This window comes from Agrococcus sp. UYP33 (assembly GCF_054060915.1).
In genome coordinates this window covers 768582-782990 of record NZ_JBSSDR010000002.1, presented here as the reverse complement: position 1 = coordinate 782990, position 14409 = coordinate 768582, and the positions used below count along the sequence as shown (strand labels likewise).

Genomic DNA, 14409 nt, shown 5'->3' with positions numbered 1-14409 from the left:
CAGCGGATGGCATCCATCAGCATCGCCGACCTCAAGATGCTGCGCGAGCAGCTCGGCACCGGCATGAGCGACACGAAGGCAGCCCTCGAGGAGGCCGGCGGCGACGTCGAGAAGGCCACCGAGATCCTCCGCCTCAAGGGCGCGAAGGGCAACGCGAAGCGCGCCGACCGCTCGACGAGCGAGGGCCTCGTGGCCGTCTCCGCCGTCGACGGTGCGACGACGATGATCGCGATCGGCTGCGAGACCGACTTCGTCGCGAAGAACGAGAAGTTCATCGCGCTCGCCGACCGCGTGGTCGCCGCTGTCGCGGCCGCCGGTGCCACCGACCTGGCCTCGGCGCTCGCCGCCCCGGCCGAGTCCGGCACGGTGCAGACCGTCATCGAGCAGCAGGCCGCGACGCTCGGCGAGAAGATCGAGCTGACGAAGGTCGCTCGCATCGAGGGCGAGCAGCAGGCCGTCTACCTGCACCGCACGTCGAAGGACCTGCCCCCGCAGGTCGGCGTCGTGGTGGCCTACTCGGGCGACGACGCGGACACGGCTCGCGCCGTGGCGCAGCACATCGCCATGTTCGACCCCACCTACGTCACCCGCGACGAGGTGCCGGCGGATGCGGTTGAGAAGGAGCGCGAGCTCGTCACCGAGATCGCACGCGGCGAGGGCAAGCCCGAGGGCGCCATGCCGAAGATCATCGAGGGTCGCATCAGCGGCTTCTTCAAGCAGATCGTCCTGCTCGACCAGGACTACGCACGCGACAACAAGCAGAGCGTCGCCAAGGTGCTCGAGGCCGCTGGCCTCACGGTCACCGGCTTCGCGCGCTTCAAGGTCGGCGCGTAGGCACGAGACGCACGAAGAGGGCCGGGGGAGACCCCGGCCCTCTTCGCGTCCGCGGACGGATCCGCGCACGCGGACGCACCCGCGGGGGACGAGTCCCGCCACCCGCGCACGGTAGGCTTCTGCACGGCCCACTCGGGTCGTGACCCCCCAGGAGGACGCCCGATGACAGCACAGCCGCGACGCCGAGTCCTCCTGAAGCTCTCGGGCGAGGCGTTCGGCGCCGGCAGCCTCGGCGTGAACCCCGACGTGGTCGCCTCGATCGCCCGCCAGATCGCGGATGCGGCCGAGACGGTCGAGATCGCGATCGTCGTCGGCGGCGGCAACTTCTTCCGCGGTGCCGAGCTGAGCCAGCGCGGCATGGAGCGCGGCCGCGCCGACTACATGGGCATGCTGGGCACCGTCATGAACGCCCTCGCCCTGCAGGACTTCCTCGAGCAGGCCGGCGCCGAGACGCGCGTGCAGTCGGCCATCCAGATGACGCAGGTCGCAGAGCCGTACATCCCGCGCCGCGCCGAGCGGCACCTCGAGAAGGGCCGCGTCGTCATCTTCGGCGCCGGCGCAGGCCTGCCCTACTTCTCGACCGACACCGTCGCCGCGCAGCGTGCGCTCGAGATCACCGCCGACCAGGTGCTGGTCGCGAAGAACGGCGTCGACGGCGTCTACTCCGCTGACCCCAAGCACGACCCGACGGCGACGCGGTTCGACGAGATCACCTACCAGGACGCCCTCGTCCGCGGCCTCAAGGTCGTCGACTCGACGGCCTTCAGCCTCTGCATGGACAACAAGATGCCCATGCGCGTGTTCGGCATGGATGGCGACCGCGCCCTCGAGCGCGCGATCCTGGGCGAGCCGGTCGGCACGCTCGTGCGCGCCTGACGCCCGCCCCACGCAATACACTCAGCAGCGACGGAAGGAACCACGTGATCAGCGACGTTCTGGCTTCGGCCAAGGAGAAGATGGCCCAGTCGATCGAGGTCGCGAAGGCCGACTTCCAGACGGTCAGCGCGGGCAGGGCCAACCCGGCGCTGTTCCAGAAGCTGCTCGTCGAGTACTACGGCTCGCCGACGCCGCTCGTGCAGCTCGCGGGCTTCCAGCAGCCCGACGCGCGCACGCTCGTGATCACGCCGTTCGACAAGAGCGCGCTCAAGGACATCGAGCGCGCGATCGTCGCCGCGCCCCACCTCGGCGTCAGCCCGTCGAACGATGGCGCGATCATCCGCGTCGTCATGCCGGAGCTCACCGAGGAGCGCCGTCGCGACTACGTCAAGATCGTCAAGGACAAGGCCGAGCAGGCTCGCGTCGCCGTGCGCAACATCCGTCGCCAGGCGCTCAGCGACCTCGACAAGCTGACCGAGGTCGGCGACGACGAGGTCGCGCGCGCCGGCAAGGAGCTCGAGGCCGCGACGAAGCAGGCCGTCGACGGCATCGACGACGCGCTGAAGAAGAAGGAGTCCGAGCTCCTCGAGGTCTGATCGAGGAGTCGGGAGGCGACGCGTGCGACGAGAGCATCGGAGCCCCGCCGAGATCGAGGCGCAGATCCAGGCGCAGATCCATGCCGCGCGGGACCAGATCGAGGCGACCCGCGCGCGCGTGAACAAGCGCACGGGCCGCGACCTCGCGGCCGCGACCGGCATGGCCATCGTGCTCGGCGTGGTGCTGCTGGCGAGCCTGCTGTGGGTGAAGACGCTGTTCATGGTCTTCGCCACCGTGCTCGTCGGCTTCGCGCTCTACGAGCTCGCGAGCGCGATGCGGTTCGGGGGCCGCGACGTGCCGCGCATCCCGCTCGTGCTGCTCGGCAGCGCGATCCTGCCGATCACGTGGGTGCTCGGCGCCGCGGGGATGTGGTGGTCGACGCTCGGCGCGATCGCTGCGGTCGCGCTCGCGCGGGTGCTCGAGCTCGCCGACCGCAGGACCCGCACCGGCCTCCGCGCCGTCGCGGCCGACATCGCCGGGGGAGCGCTCTGCATCGCCTACGTGGCGGTGCTGGGCGGCTTCGCGGTGCTGCTCACCGCGCAGGACGGCGGTCAGTGGTGGACGCTCGCGATGATCATCATGACGACCGTGATCGACACCGGTGCGCTCGCCGCCGGCGTGCTGCTCGGCCGCCACAAGCTCGCGCCCCGCATCAGCCCTGGGAAGACGTGGGAGGGGCTCGCCGGCGGCGCCCTGTTCGCGACCATCACCGGCATCGCGCTCTCGGTGTGGATGCTGCAGCAGGAGTGGTGGTTCGGGTTCATCCTCGCGGCGCTGCTCGTCGCGGCCGCCACGGTCGGCGACCTCGCGGAGTCGATCATCAAGCGCGACCTCGGCATCAAGGACATCGGCTCGTTCCTGCCCGGCCACGGCGGCTTCCTGGACCGGCTCGACTCGATCCTGCCGAGCGCCGTCGTGATGATGGCGCTGTTCCAGGTGGTGCACGCCTGACCAGGCGGCCGCTGGCATGATGGAGACGATGAGCACGTTCCCGAGGGCAAAGCGCTCGCAGCCCGGCTACGACATCGAGCAGGTCGAGGACTTCCTCGAGGATGCTCGGCGCGCGTACGCCACGGACGCGCGCGCGGCGACCGCGATCGACAGCTCCACCATCCGCCGCATGAGCTTCACGATGCAGAAGGGCGGCTACTCGCCGGCCCACGTCGACGCGGCGCTCGAGCGGCTCGAGGAGGCCTTCGCGCGCCGCGAGCACGAGCGCGGCGTCATCGAGCACGGCGAGGAAGCCTGGTACGCGAAGGTGCGGGACCGGGCGCAGCAGGCGCTCGAGACGCTCAAGCGCCCGGACGGCGAGCGCTTCCGCCGCGTCAGCCGGATCTCGCGCGGCTACCGCGTGCTGGAGGTCGACCGCTTCGCCGCGAAGATCGCCGACTACCTCGAGGACGGACCCGACATGACGGTGCGCGAGGTGCGCACGGCGCAGTTCGACGCCCAGTTCGGCGGCTACGACGAGGACGAGGTCGACCAGCTGCTCGACACCGTCGTGAGCCTCATGCTGGCGGTCCGCTGACGGCTGCGAGCCCGCGCAGCCGGGGCTCGACCCTGGGCGTCGTTACCATTCCGTGATAACGTCGATTCTCGTGTTCACCAGGTCCCACTCCGCTTCCGCGCGCTCGACGCGCACGCGCGGCGTGCTCTCCGGGGTGTCGCTCGTGGCAGCTGCGGGCTTCGTGCTCGTCTCCGTCGCCGCGAGCCCCGGCTCCGAGGTGATGGCCGAGCCCGCGTCGCTGCCGAGCCAGCCGCGCGCCGGCCAGGCCGTCGACGCGGTCACCGGCTCGCAGGCATCCCTCGTCCGCGACGAGATCGTGGTGCACACGCCCACCCCGACGCCGACCCCGACGCCCGAGCCGGCACCTGCCGCCGCACCGGCAGCACAGGCTGCGGCGAGCGCCCCGCGCGCGGCGTCGATCGCGATCCCCGCCGTGGCGGCGCCGAACCCCGGCAGCGCCCAGGCCGCGGCCCGCCAGATGGTGCTGGCGCGCGGATGGGGCGAGGACCAGTACTCGTGCCTCTACAACCTGTGGCAGCGCGAGTCGAACTGGAACGTCTACGCGCAGAACCGCTCGAGCGGCGCATACGGCATCCCGCAGGCCCTGCCCGGGTCGAAGATGGCGACCGCGGGTGCCGACTGGCAGACCAACCCCATCACCCAGATCAACTGGGGCCTCGGCTACATCGCCGGTCGCTACGGCACGCCCTGCGGCGCCTGGGGCCACTCAGAGTCTGTCGGCTGGTACTGAGGTGGCCGCGCGGCGGCCCAAGCGTCGCGCGCAGCCCCACGTGCCGCTCGACGTCGACCGCCTGATGCACGGCGCGGCGCGCACCGAGCACCGCGCGGGGGCCGAGTGGCACGTGCAGCCGATCTCGCCGCGCAACGCGGCGAAGGAGTACGTGTGCCCCGGCTGCGGCGGCACGGTATCCGCTGGCGTCGCGCACGTCGTGGTGTGGCGCGCCGACTCGATCTTCGGCGACGAGCGCGCGCTCGAGGATCGGCGACACTGGCACACCGGGTGCTGGCGCGCGCGCTGACCGCACCCGCGTTCGCATGCCCGCGAGGGCGAGACAGGAGATGACGTGACGGAGACCATCGAGATCCGCTCCGGGGCCGAGCTGCCCGCGCGGCGCGAGGAGATCGAGCTGCACACGCTCGACGGCCTCACGCTCGTGGGCGAGCTGGCGCTGCCGCTCGAGCGCGATCCGGTCGCGACCCTCGTCTGCCTGCACCCGCTGCCGACGCACCACGGCTTCATGGACTCGCACGTGCTGCGGAAGGCCGCGCTCCGGCTGCCCGCGCTCGCCGACCTCGCGGTGCTCCGCTTCAACTTCCGCGGCGTCGAGAGCCCGCGCGGGCGCAGCGAGGGGGAGTTCGATGGCGGCGACGACGAGCGCTACGACCTCGCTGCCGCGCTCGGTCTCGTGGCCGAGCGCGCGCTGCCGTCGCCGTGGCTGCTCGGCTGGTCGTTCGGCACCGAGGTCGCGCTGAAGCACGGCCGCGAGTCGAGCGCCGTAGGCGCGCTGCTGCTGTCGCCGCCGCTGCACCGCACGAGCGAGCAGGAGCTGCGCGCCTGGTCGGGCTCGGGCAAGCGGATGGCGGCGATCGTGCCGGAGCTCGACGACTACCTCCGCCCGGCCGAGGCGCGCGAGCGCTTCTCGGTCGTGCCGGAGGCCGAGATCGTCGCCGTCGAGGGCGGCAAGCACCTGTGGGTGGGCGAGAACCAGGTGCGGCGCGTGCTCGACGAGATCGTCGCGCGCGTCAACCCCGCCGCGGCGCCGCTGCCGACGCACTGGCCCGTCGAGGCTCGCGCCGGCTCCGCTGGATGACGGAGCGCTCGCGCGGGCCGCTGACGCGGCCCGCTACTTCGAGTCCTGCCGGGGGATGACGACTTCCTTCAGGATCAGCTGGATCGCCGCCGCGATCGGGATCGCGACGAGCGCGCCCAGGATGCCGAGCAGGGTGCCGCCGATGAGGGCGGCGAGCACGACGACGACGCCCGGCACCTTGACGGCGCGGTTCATGATCTGCGGGCTGATGACGTAGGCCTCGAGCTGCATGTAGATGAGGTACCAGATGGCCACGGGCAGTGCCGTCTGCGGCCCGTCGAGGAGCAGCACGAGCAGCGAGATGACCACCGAGGCCGAGATCGTGCCGACCAGCGGGATCGTGGAGGCGATGAGCGCGATCACCGCGTAGACGCCCGCGAGCTCCGAGCCCACGATCGAAAGCACGATGAACGACAGCACGCCGTTGAGCAGGCCGAGCGCGCCCTGGCCGAGCACGAAGCGGCCGACCGACCGCATGATCTGCTCGGCGATCTCGATGAACTTGGGCCGCGACGACGCGGGCACGAGCCGGTACATGCCCGACTTCAGCGCGGGCATCGAGCCGGTGAAGTAGAGCATCAGCACGAGCACGATGAGCAGCCCGCCGACCGCGAAGACGACCTGCACGGCGCCGCCGACGATGCCCGCTGCGATGTCGGCCACCCACGGCGGCAGGCTCGACCAGGTGTTGAAGTCGTTGAGCGCCTCGCTCAGCTGCTGGAGCGTGCCGTCGAGGTCGAACTGCGGGAACGTCGCGCGCACCCATTCCAGGACGCTCTCGAAGGCGCCGCCCTCGATCTCCGCGACGATCGACTGCACGAGCACCGTGAACTGCGCGACGATCGTCGGCACGATGAGCCAGGTCGCGCCGACGGCGATGCCGAGGATCAGCGCGAAGATCACGAGCACCGCGGCCCATCGGGGCACGCCGCGGCGGATGAAGAACTGGATGACCGGCTCGACGCCGAGCGCGAGGAAGATGCCGGCGAAGGCCCACACGAGCACGGTGCTGATCTGCTGCACCGCGACGCCGATGGCGAGCGCGAGCAGCACGCCGAGGCCACCGACGAGGCCGAGCAGGAAACCGTTGCGGATCTTCACATCGGCAATCCTAGGGTCGCGCCGAGTGGCGGCCCTGCCGCCCCGCCCGCGGCCGGGCTTGGCAGGCTCAGGACCTCCCGGTACCCTGGAGGCTTGCCCGCTCTGCGCCGTCCTGCCCGGACGGCCCGCCGGATCCCCCGGTGAGCGTGAAAGGACCTCTGACTCGTGCGATACATCCTCGCGGCCGTGAGCCTCGTGATCTCGCTCGTGCTGCTCGGGCTCGGCATCGGACAGCGCACCATCTGGGCTCCGCCGGAGTCGATCGTCTCGCAGCTCGACACCGCCACCGACTCGCAGATCCTCGTGATCCCCGGCACGACCATGAACGCGCACGACGGCAGGCAGAGCGTCGTCATCACCGGCGACGGGCCGATCACGGCCGTCGTCGGCCGTGATCACGACGTGCTCGGCTGGGTGGGGGAGTCGGCGCACGCGGTCGCGGGCATCGACGAGTCGGATGCGCTCACGCTCACGGAGCAGTCGGGCAGCAGCGACGCCGTGCCGCAGCTCGCGGGCAGCGACATGTGGATCGAGGAGCACGCCGGCGAGGGCGAGGTCAGCTTCTCGATCGACCTGCCGGTCGGGTACTCGATCGCGATCGCCGGCGAGCCCGGCACCGCCGCGCCCGCCGACGTCCGGGTCGAGTGGCCCTTCGATGCCAAGACGCCGCTCTTCGGGCCGCTCATCACCGCGGGCCTCGTCTTCCTCGCTCTCGCGCTCGTGCTGTTCCTGCTGGCCCTGCGCCGCCACCGCCGACGCCGCGGTCCGCAGCGCCGCTCGCACCGCGAGCTGAGCCGGGCCGAGCGCCGCGCGCTCGCCCGCGACGCGCGCGAGGGCACGCCGCGGGGTGCGGTCGGGCCGGCCCAGGGCGCGCTCGAGGCGCCGTCGGCCGACCAGGCTCCGACGGACGTGCCGGATGCGGTCACGACGCCGGATGCCGCCGACGCCCCGGACGGCTCGGAGGCGCCCGCGGACGACGCGACGACCGACCGCTCGCGCGGCACGGCCGAGCGCACCGCCGCGCCGACCGGCCGCCGCCGCTTCGGCATGATCGCGCTGCCGATCGTCGCGGTCGTGGCGCTCACGGGCTGCGGGCCGCAGTACTGGCCGAGCGGTCCTTCGACGCCCGCGGCGACCGAGGAGCCCACGCCGACGAGCCTCGAGGACACGCTCCCGCCGGTCGCGCTCACCGAGAACCAGTTCGACCGCGTGCTCGAGGAGACGCGGACGGTGACCGCAGCCGCCGACGAGGCGCGCGACCTCGAGCAGGTCTCGACCCGCGTCGGGGGCGCGGTGCTCGACGCCCGCACCACGAACTACGAGGTGCGCGGGCTCAACGGCGAGGTCGAGCCGCTGCCGGGGATCCCGGACGGCGACGTGCAGCTGATCCTGCCGCAGCAGACCGAGGTCTGGCCGCGCACGGTCATGGCGGTCGTCGCGTGGCAGGACGAGGCGCGCGCGCAGTCGGCGCTCGTCTTCGAGCAGGCGGACGCGCGCTCCGACTACCGGCTCGTCTACCAGACGACGCTCGCGTCCGGCGTGCAGCTGCCCGCCGTCGCGAGCCCGACGATCGGTGCCGCGAGCCTGCCCGGCGACACCCCGCTGCTGCAGCGGCGCCCCACCGAGATCACCGACGCGTACGCCGACCTGCTGCTGCGGGGCGACGCATCCGAGTTCGCCGCGTGGTTCCGCGAGGACGGCGACACCCTGCGCGCCGACCTCGGCCGCGCCGCGAAGGACGAGCTCATCCAGCGGCCGGAGTTCGCGCTCTCGGTGCTCGAGTGGGGCGCGGCGGGCGACGCGCCCGCACCGCTCATGCTGGTGACGAACGAGGGCGGCGCGCTGCTCGCGACGTCGTTCAACGAGACGGTGCGCGTCACGCCGAAGGAGGAGGGCGTCGAGATCTCGACGAGCGGCGCCGCCGCCAGCCTCGCGGGCGTCCAGGAGACGACCGCGGGCATCGAGACGACGTACCAGATCCAGGTGCTCTTCGCCGTGCCGCCGGCCGATGCGCCGGAGGGCACGCAGATCCAGGTCGTCGGGTACAGCCAGGCGCTGCTCGACGCGAACGAGGTGGGACAGTGACCGATACGCAGCTTCCGGCATCCATGGGTGGGGCCATCGACCTCTCGGCGCTCGCCGCGCGGCGGGACCAGCCGCCGGCGCCCGAGCGCGCGCAGGGCGGTGCGCCCGGTGTGATCGTCGACATCGGCGACGCCGACTTCGGCCAGATCGTCGAGCTGTCGAGCAGCGTGCCGGTGATCATCGACATCTGGGCCGAGTGGTGCGGGCCGTGCAAGCAGCTCTCGCCGGTGCTCGAGCGCCTCGTCGAGGGCTACGGCGGCCGGCTCGTGCTCGCGAAGGTCGACGCCGATCAGAACCCGCAGCTCGTGCAGGCGTTCAACGCGCAGTCGATCCCGACCGTAGCCGCCGTCATCGGCGGACGCCCGGCGCCGCTCTTCACGGGCGCGCTGCCCGAGGAGCAGGTCAAGGACGTGCTCGAGCAGGTGCTCGCGTTCGCCGAGCAGCAGGGCATCACCGGCCGCGTGCCGGTGGGCGAGGCACCCGCAGACGCGGAGCCGGAGCCGGAGCCCCTGCCCCCGCTGCACCAGGAGGCGTACGACGCGATCGACGCCGGCGACCTCGACACGGCGATCGCCGCGTTCGAGAAGGCCATCGCGCAGAACCCGCGCGACACCGACGCGATCGCCGGCCTCGCGCAGGTGCGCCTGCTCGCACGGCTGCGCGACCGCTCCGCCGACGACATCCGGTCCGCGGCCGCCGCGCAGCCGCAGGACACCGAGGCGCAGCTGCTCGCTGCCGACCTCGACCTCTCGGGCGGCCACGTGGAGGACGCGTTCCTGCGCCTGCTCGACCTCATGGCGACGCTCGTCGGGGACGAGAAGCAGGACGTGCGGCTGCGGCTGCTCGACTACTTCGAGATCGTCGGCCTCGATGACCCGCGCGTGCACGCCGCGCGCCGCCGCCTGACCACGCTGCTGTACTAGCCGTCGGCGCCCGGCCAGGTGGTTGCCGGCGGGCGCGTGCAGTGGCCGAGAGGTCGTCCGGGAACGTGGACGGTAGCTCGCGCGGTGCGTGGTCAGTCCGGTCCGTGAGTGGTCACTCCGGTCGGTGAGCGGTCAGTCTGGCGCGTGAGTGGTCAGTCTGGCGCGTGACCGGTCAGGTCCGCAGATGGCCGGTCAGTTCCGCACGTCAGCAGCGAGCACGGGATGTGTTCGTCGGCTCGGGCGCGGGAGTGACCGCTCAGGCGTGGGAGTGACCGCTCGGGTGCGGGAGTGACCGCTCGGGTGCGGGAGTGACCGCTCGGGCGTGGGAGTGACCGCTCGGGCGCGGGAGTGACCGCTCGGGCGCGGGAGTGACCGCTCGCCGTCCAGGTCCGCGAGGCGACGCTCGCATGCGCGTGGCGCCACCCGGCTCCGGGTGGCGCCACGCACACGGGGGCGCCTGTCAGCTGGCGGCGGGCTTGGTCGCCGGGAGCTGCGTCTCGGAGGCCTTCGGGCGCAGGATCAGGCCCGCGAGCGGCGGGATCGTGACCGTCGCGGATGCGGGACGGCCGCCCCACGCGTCGCCGGTCGCGTGCACCGTGCCCAGGTTGCCGACGCCGGAGCCGCCGAACTCGACCGCGTCGGAGTTCACGAGCTCCTCCCACTCGCCGGCGAACGGCAGCCCCATCCGGTAGCCCTCGATGGGCCGGCCGGAGAAGTTCATGATCGCCGCGACCGGGTCGCCGTTCGCGCCCCACCGCAGGAACGCGATGACGTTGTCGGACGAGTTGCCGCCGTCGATCCACTCGAAGCCGCCGGGCTCGTTGTCGCGCAGCCACAGCGCCTCGGTCTCGCGGTAGACCCGGTTGAGCTGCGAGACGAGCGACATGAGCCCGCGGTGCACCGGCTGATCGAGGATCCACCAGTCGAGGCCGCGCGCCTCGCTCCACTCGCTCGGCTGCCCGAACTCCTGGCCCATGAAGAGCAGCTGCTTGCCGGGGTGCGCCCACATGAACGTCAGGTAGGCGCGCACCGAGGCGAGCTTCTGCCACTGGTCACCCGGCATCTTGTTGAGCAGCGAGCCCTTGCCGTGCACGACCTCGTCGTGGCTGATGGGCAGCAGGAACTGCTCGCTGAACGCGTAGAGGAACGAGAACGTGATCTCGCCGTGGTGGTGCGACCGGTACATCGGGTCGACCGCCATGTACTGGAGCGTGTCGTGCATCCAGCCCATGTTCCACTTCATGCCGAAGCCGAGGCCGCCGGCGCTCGTCGGCTTCGTCACGCCCGGCCACGACGTCGACTCCTCGGCGATCATGATGATGCCGGGGCAGCGGCGGTAGACGGTCGCGTTGACCTCCTGCAGCAGCGAGATCGCCTCGAGGTGCTCGCGGCCGCCGTGCACGTTGGGCAGCCACTCGCCCTCGTTGCGCGAGTAGTCGAGGTAGAGCATCGAGGCGACCGCGTCGACGCGCAGGCCGTCGATGTGGAACTCCTCCATCCAGTACACGGCGTTCGCGACCAGGAAGTTCTTCACCTCCGGGCGGCCGAAGTCGAACACGTGGGTGCCCCAGTCGGGCTGGTCGCCGCGCCGGGGGTCCGGGTGCTCGTAGAGCGGCCGGCCGTCGAAGCGCGCGAGCGCCCACTCGTCCTTGGGGAAGTGGCCGGGCACCCAGTCCATGATCACGCCGTAGCCGGCGCGGTGCAGGCGGTCGATGAGGTAGCGCAGGTCGTCGGGGTGGCCGAAGCGGCTCGTCGGCGCGAAGTAGCCGGTGACCTGGTAGCCCCAGGAGCCGCCGAACGGGTGCTCGGCGAGCGGCATGAACTCGACGTGCGTGAAGCCCGTCTCCTCCAGGTGCTCGACGAGCGCGTCCGCCATCTCGCGGTAGCCGAGGCCCGGGCGCCAGGAGCCGAAGTGCAGCTCGTAGGTCGACATGGGGGAGTTGTGCACGTCGCGGGCGGCGCGGGCGGTCATCCAGTCGTCGTCGCTCCACGCGAAGCGGCTCGTGCCGATCTTCGACGCGGTCGCGGGCGGCACCTCGGTGTAGCGGGCCATCGGATCCGCGCGCGTCACCCAGCCGTGGTCGGTGAGGATCTCGTACTTGTAGGCGCTGTGCTCGAGGTCGCCGGGCACGAAGAGCTCCCAGACGCCGCTCGAGCCCATGGTGCGCATCGCGTGGGTGCGGCCGACCCAGCCGTTGAAGTCGCCGATGATGCGCACCGCGCGCGCGTTGGGCGCCCAGACGGCGAACGCCGCACCGGCGACGCCCTCGTGCTCGACGAGGCGCGAGCCGAGCACCTTCCAGGCCTGCTCGTGCCGGCCCTCGCGCCACAGGTGGAGGTCGAGCTCGCCGAGCGTCGGCGTGAAGCGGTAGGGGTCCTCGGACTCCCACGAGCCGCCGTCGCCGTAGGTGGTGCGCAGGCGGTACGGGCGCACCGGTCCCGGCACGCTCGCCTCCCACAGGCCGTGGCCGACGTGCGCCATCTGTGTTGTGACGGCGCCGGTCGCGCCCTCGCCGATGACCTCGACGGCCGTCGCGAGGTGCCGGACGGCCCGCACGACGTGCGCCGAGCCATCCGGATGCGCGCCGAGCAGGTCGTGGGGTGCGGCGTGCGCGCCGGCGGCCAGCTGCTGGATCGTCGATTCGTCGAGCATCATGCGACCGATCGTCGCACGTGCAGCACGTGAGCCGGCTCGACGAACGCGTCGAGCCGCACGAAGTTGTGGTCGCTCCACGTCCAGGTCTCGCCCGTGATGAGGTCGTGCGCCTCGAACGACTCGCCCGGGCGCAGGCCCAGCTTCGTCAGGTCGAGGTGCACCGTCGTCTGCCGTGCCGAGTGCGGGTCGACGTTCGCGACCACGATGATCGTGTCGTCCTCGCCCGACTCGGTGAAGCGGCCCTCGAGGTGCTTCGAGTAGACGAGGATCGCGTCGTCGTCCGACCAGTGCACGTCGAGCGCCCACAGCTGCTGCACGGCGGGATGCTGGGCGCGGATCTCGTTGAGGCGCGTGATGTACGGCGCGATCGTCGTGCCGTTGCGCGCAGCCTGCTCCCAGTCGCGCGGACGGTACTGGAACTTCTCGTTGTCGTTCGCCTCCTCGGCGCCTGGGCGCGCGACGTCCTCGATGAGCTCGTAGCCGGCGTACATGCCCCACGTGGGGACGGCGGTCGCCGCGATCGCCGCACGCACCTTGAACGCCGGGACGCCGCCGAACTGCAGGTACTCGGTGAGGATGTCGGGGGTGTTGACCCAGAACGCGGGCTTGAACCACGCCGCCTGCGGACCGGTCACCTCGCGCAGGTACTCCTCGAGCTCCGCCTTCGTGTTGCGCCAGGCGAAGTAGGTGTACGACTGCTGGAACCCGACCTTGCCGAGCGCCTGCATCATCGCGGGGCGCGTGAACGCCTCGGCGAGGAAGACGACGTCGGGGTGCGCGGCGTTCACGTCGCGGATGAGCCGCTCCCAGAACCACAGCGGCTTCGTGTGGGGGTTGTCGACGCGGAAGATCTGCACGCCGCAGTCGATCCACTGCTCGAGGATGCGCAGCACCTCGGCCAGGATCCCCTCGGGGTCGAGGTCGAAGTTGATCGGATAGATGTCCTGGTACTTCTTCGGCGGGTTCTCGGCGAACGCGATCGAGCCGTCCGGGAGGGTCGTGAACCACTCCGGGTGCTCAGTGACCCACGGATGGTCGGGCGCCGCCTGCAGCGCGAGGTCCATCGCGACCTCGAGGCCCTCGGCCTCCGCGCGCTGCACGAACGCGCGGAAGTCGGCGATCGTGCCGAGATCGGGGTGGATGGTGTCGTGGCCGCCCGCCTTCGAGCCGATCGCCCACGGGCTGCCGGGGTCGCCCGGCTGCGGCGTGAGCGTGTTGTTCGGTCCCTTGCGGTTGACCTCGCCGATCGGGTGCACCGGCGGCAGGTAGACGACGTCGAAGCCCATCGCCTTCACGGCGGGCAGGCGCTCGGCGGCGGTCGTCAGCGTGCCGGAGGCCCAGCTGCCGTCCTCGCGCTGCTCTGCGCCCTCCGAGCGGGGGAAGAGCTCGTACCAGGCGCCGACGGCGGCACGCGAGCGCTCGACGCGCAGCTGCAGGGTCTCGGATGCGCTGACGAGCGAACGCGGCCGGTTGCGGTCGACCGCGGCGAGCACGGCAGGGTCGTTGACCTCGGCCCAGCGCTGCAGCGGCGCGGTCTCGGTGCGGCGCATCCGCTGGGCGGCGCTCGTGAGCGCCGTCGCGTCCGCGGCCTGCGCCTGCGCCGCGGCACGCTCGAGCAGGTCGGCGCCCATCGTCGCCATGAGCTCGACGTCGATGCCGGCGGCGATCTTGATCTCGGCGTTGTGGTGCCATGTCGCCCACTCGTCGGCCCAGGCCTCGACGAACCAGGACCACATGCCCTGCTCGTCGACCTGCGCGAGCGCGCGGTAGGTGTCGAAGCCGTCGAGGAGCGGCTCCATCGGCACGCGCCGCTGCGACCCGGAGGGGGAGCGGAGCACGAGGGTCACGCCGATGAGGTCGTGCCCCTCCCGGAAGGCGACGGCCTGGAACGGCACCGCGTCGCCCACCACCGCCTTCGCGGGGAACCGGTTGCCCGGCACCTGCGGCGCGAGGTCGAGCACCGGGATCCGGGGCGTCAGGACATCCATCTGCTGGGCA

General features: G+C 71.9%; 13 protein-coding genes. 10 read left to right on the top strand and 3 right to left on the bottom strand.

The genetic code is table 11. From position 1 onward, the window contains the following. The first annotated feature begins 6 nt into the window (after nucleotides 1–6). From tsf to ACVWW9_RS14050, 8 genes are all read left to right on the top strand, one after another. Nucleotides 7–834, top strand: coding sequence for a translation elongation factor Ts (gene tsf, locus ACVWW9_RS14085; RefSeq protein ID WP_354260200.1), 828 nt, complete (start codon nucleotides 7–9; stop codon nucleotides 832–834). Between the two features lie 162 nt (nucleotides 835–996). Further along, on the top strand, nucleotides 997–1710 hold the full coding sequence (gene pyrH / locus ACVWW9_RS14080; RefSeq protein ID WP_354260202.1) for a UMP kinase: 714 nt from the start codon (nucleotides 997–999) through the stop codon (nucleotides 1708–1710). A gap of 44 nt (nucleotides 1711–1754) precedes the next feature. Next, a complete protein-coding gene (gene frr / locus ACVWW9_RS14075) occupies nucleotides 1755–2306 on the top strand; it encodes a ribosome recycling factor (protein ID WP_123698182.1) in 552 nt (183 codons plus the stop codon). A 22-nt stretch (nucleotides 2307–2328) separates the two neighbouring features. Continuing rightward, a complete protein-coding gene (locus ACVWW9_RS14070) occupies nucleotides 2329–3258 on the top strand; it encodes a phosphatidate cytidylyltransferase (protein ID WP_354260205.1) in 930 nt (309 codons plus the stop codon). A gap of 28 nt (nucleotides 3259–3286) precedes the next feature. Continuing rightward, nucleotides 3287–3835, top strand: a complete 549-nt coding sequence (locus ACVWW9_RS14065; protein ID WP_354260207.1) for a DivIVA domain-containing protein — start codon at nucleotides 3287–3289, stop codon at nucleotides 3833–3835. A 52-nt stretch (nucleotides 3836–3887) separates the two neighbouring features. Continuing rightward, a complete protein-coding gene (locus tag ACVWW9_RS14060; protein ID WP_456515994.1) occupies nucleotides 3888–4565 on the top strand; it encodes an aggregation-promoting factor C-terminal-like domain-containing protein in 678 nt (225 codons plus the stop codon). 40 nt (nucleotides 4566–4605) lie between these two features. Next, on the top strand, nucleotides 4606–4854 hold the full coding sequence (locus ACVWW9_RS14055) for a hypothetical protein (protein ID WP_354260211.1): 249 nt from the start codon (nucleotides 4606–4608) through the stop codon (nucleotides 4852–4854). Nucleotides 4855–4899: 45 nt separating this feature from the next. After that, entirely contained in the window at nucleotides 4900–5646 is a 747-nt protein-coding gene (locus tag ACVWW9_RS14050; protein WP_456515993.1) for an alpha/beta hydrolase, read from the top strand. Nucleotides 5647–5679: 33 nt separating this feature from the next. Here ACVWW9_RS14050 and ACVWW9_RS14045 read toward each other — a convergent pair whose 3' ends face one another. Then, a complete protein-coding gene (locus ACVWW9_RS14045; RefSeq protein ID WP_456515992.1) occupies nucleotides 5680–6747 on the bottom strand; it encodes an AI-2E family transporter in 1068 nt (355 codons plus the stop codon). 186 nt (nucleotides 6748–6933) lie between these two features. Between ACVWW9_RS14045 and ACVWW9_RS14040 the strand changes: the two genes are divergently transcribed. Both ACVWW9_RS14040 and ACVWW9_RS14035 read left to right on the top strand, forming a co-directional pair. Next, nucleotides 6934–8832: a hypothetical protein gene (locus ACVWW9_RS14040; protein WP_456515991.1), complete on the top strand. Its 1899-nt coding sequence runs from the start codon at nucleotides 6934–6936 to the stop codon at nucleotides 8830–8832. Between the two features lie 23 nt (nucleotides 8833–8855). Further along, entirely contained in the window at nucleotides 8856–9755 is a 900-nt protein-coding gene (locus ACVWW9_RS14035) for a tetratricopeptide repeat protein (RefSeq protein ID WP_456515990.1), read from the top strand. Between the two features lie 460 nt (nucleotides 9756–10215). Here the strand turns inward: ACVWW9_RS14035 and glgB are convergent, their stop codons facing one another. Continuing rightward, nucleotides 10216–12411: a 1,4-alpha-glucan branching protein GlgB gene (glgB, locus tag ACVWW9_RS14030; protein WP_456515989.1), complete on the bottom strand. Its 2196-nt coding sequence runs from the start codon at nucleotides 12409–12411 to the stop codon at nucleotides 10216–10218. Further along, the gene (locus ACVWW9_RS14025; RefSeq protein ID WP_456516041.1) at nucleotides 12408–14399 is read right to left on the bottom strand and encodes an alpha-1,4-glucan--maltose-1-phosphate maltosyltransferase; all 1992 of its coding nucleotides are present in this window, start codon (nucleotides 14397–14399) and stop codon (nucleotides 12408–12410) included. The genes glgB and ACVWW9_RS14025 overlap by 4 nt, the downstream gene beginning before the upstream one ends. Nucleotides 14400–14409 lie beyond the last annotated feature (10 nt).

What these genes read in the sequence shown, in the direction of transcription:
- ACVWW9_RS14035 (WP_456515990.1), top strand. Translation starts at nt 8,856, where the DNA reads ATGGGTGGGGCCATCGACCTCTCGGCGCTCGCCGCGCGGCGGGACCAG.
- tsf (WP_354260200.1), top strand. Translation starts at nt 7, where the DNA reads ATGGCATCCATCAGCATCGCCGACCTCAAGATGCTGCGCGAGCAGCTC.
- ACVWW9_RS14065 (WP_354260207.1), top strand. Translation starts at nt 3,287, where the DNA reads ATGAGCACGTTCCCGAGGGCAAAGCGCTCGCAGCCCGGCTACGACATC.
- pyrH (WP_354260202.1), top strand. Translation starts at nt 997, where the DNA reads ATGACAGCACAGCCGCGACGCCGAGTCCTCCTGAAGCTCTCGGGCGAG.
- ACVWW9_RS14025 (WP_456516041.1), bottom strand. Translation starts at nt 14,399, where the DNA reads ATGGATGTCCTGACGCCCCGGATCCCGGTGCTCGACCTCGCGCCGCAG.
- glgB (WP_456515989.1), bottom strand. Translation starts at nt 12,411, where the DNA reads ATGATGCTCGACGAATCGACGATCCAGCAGCTGGCCGCCGGCGCGCAC.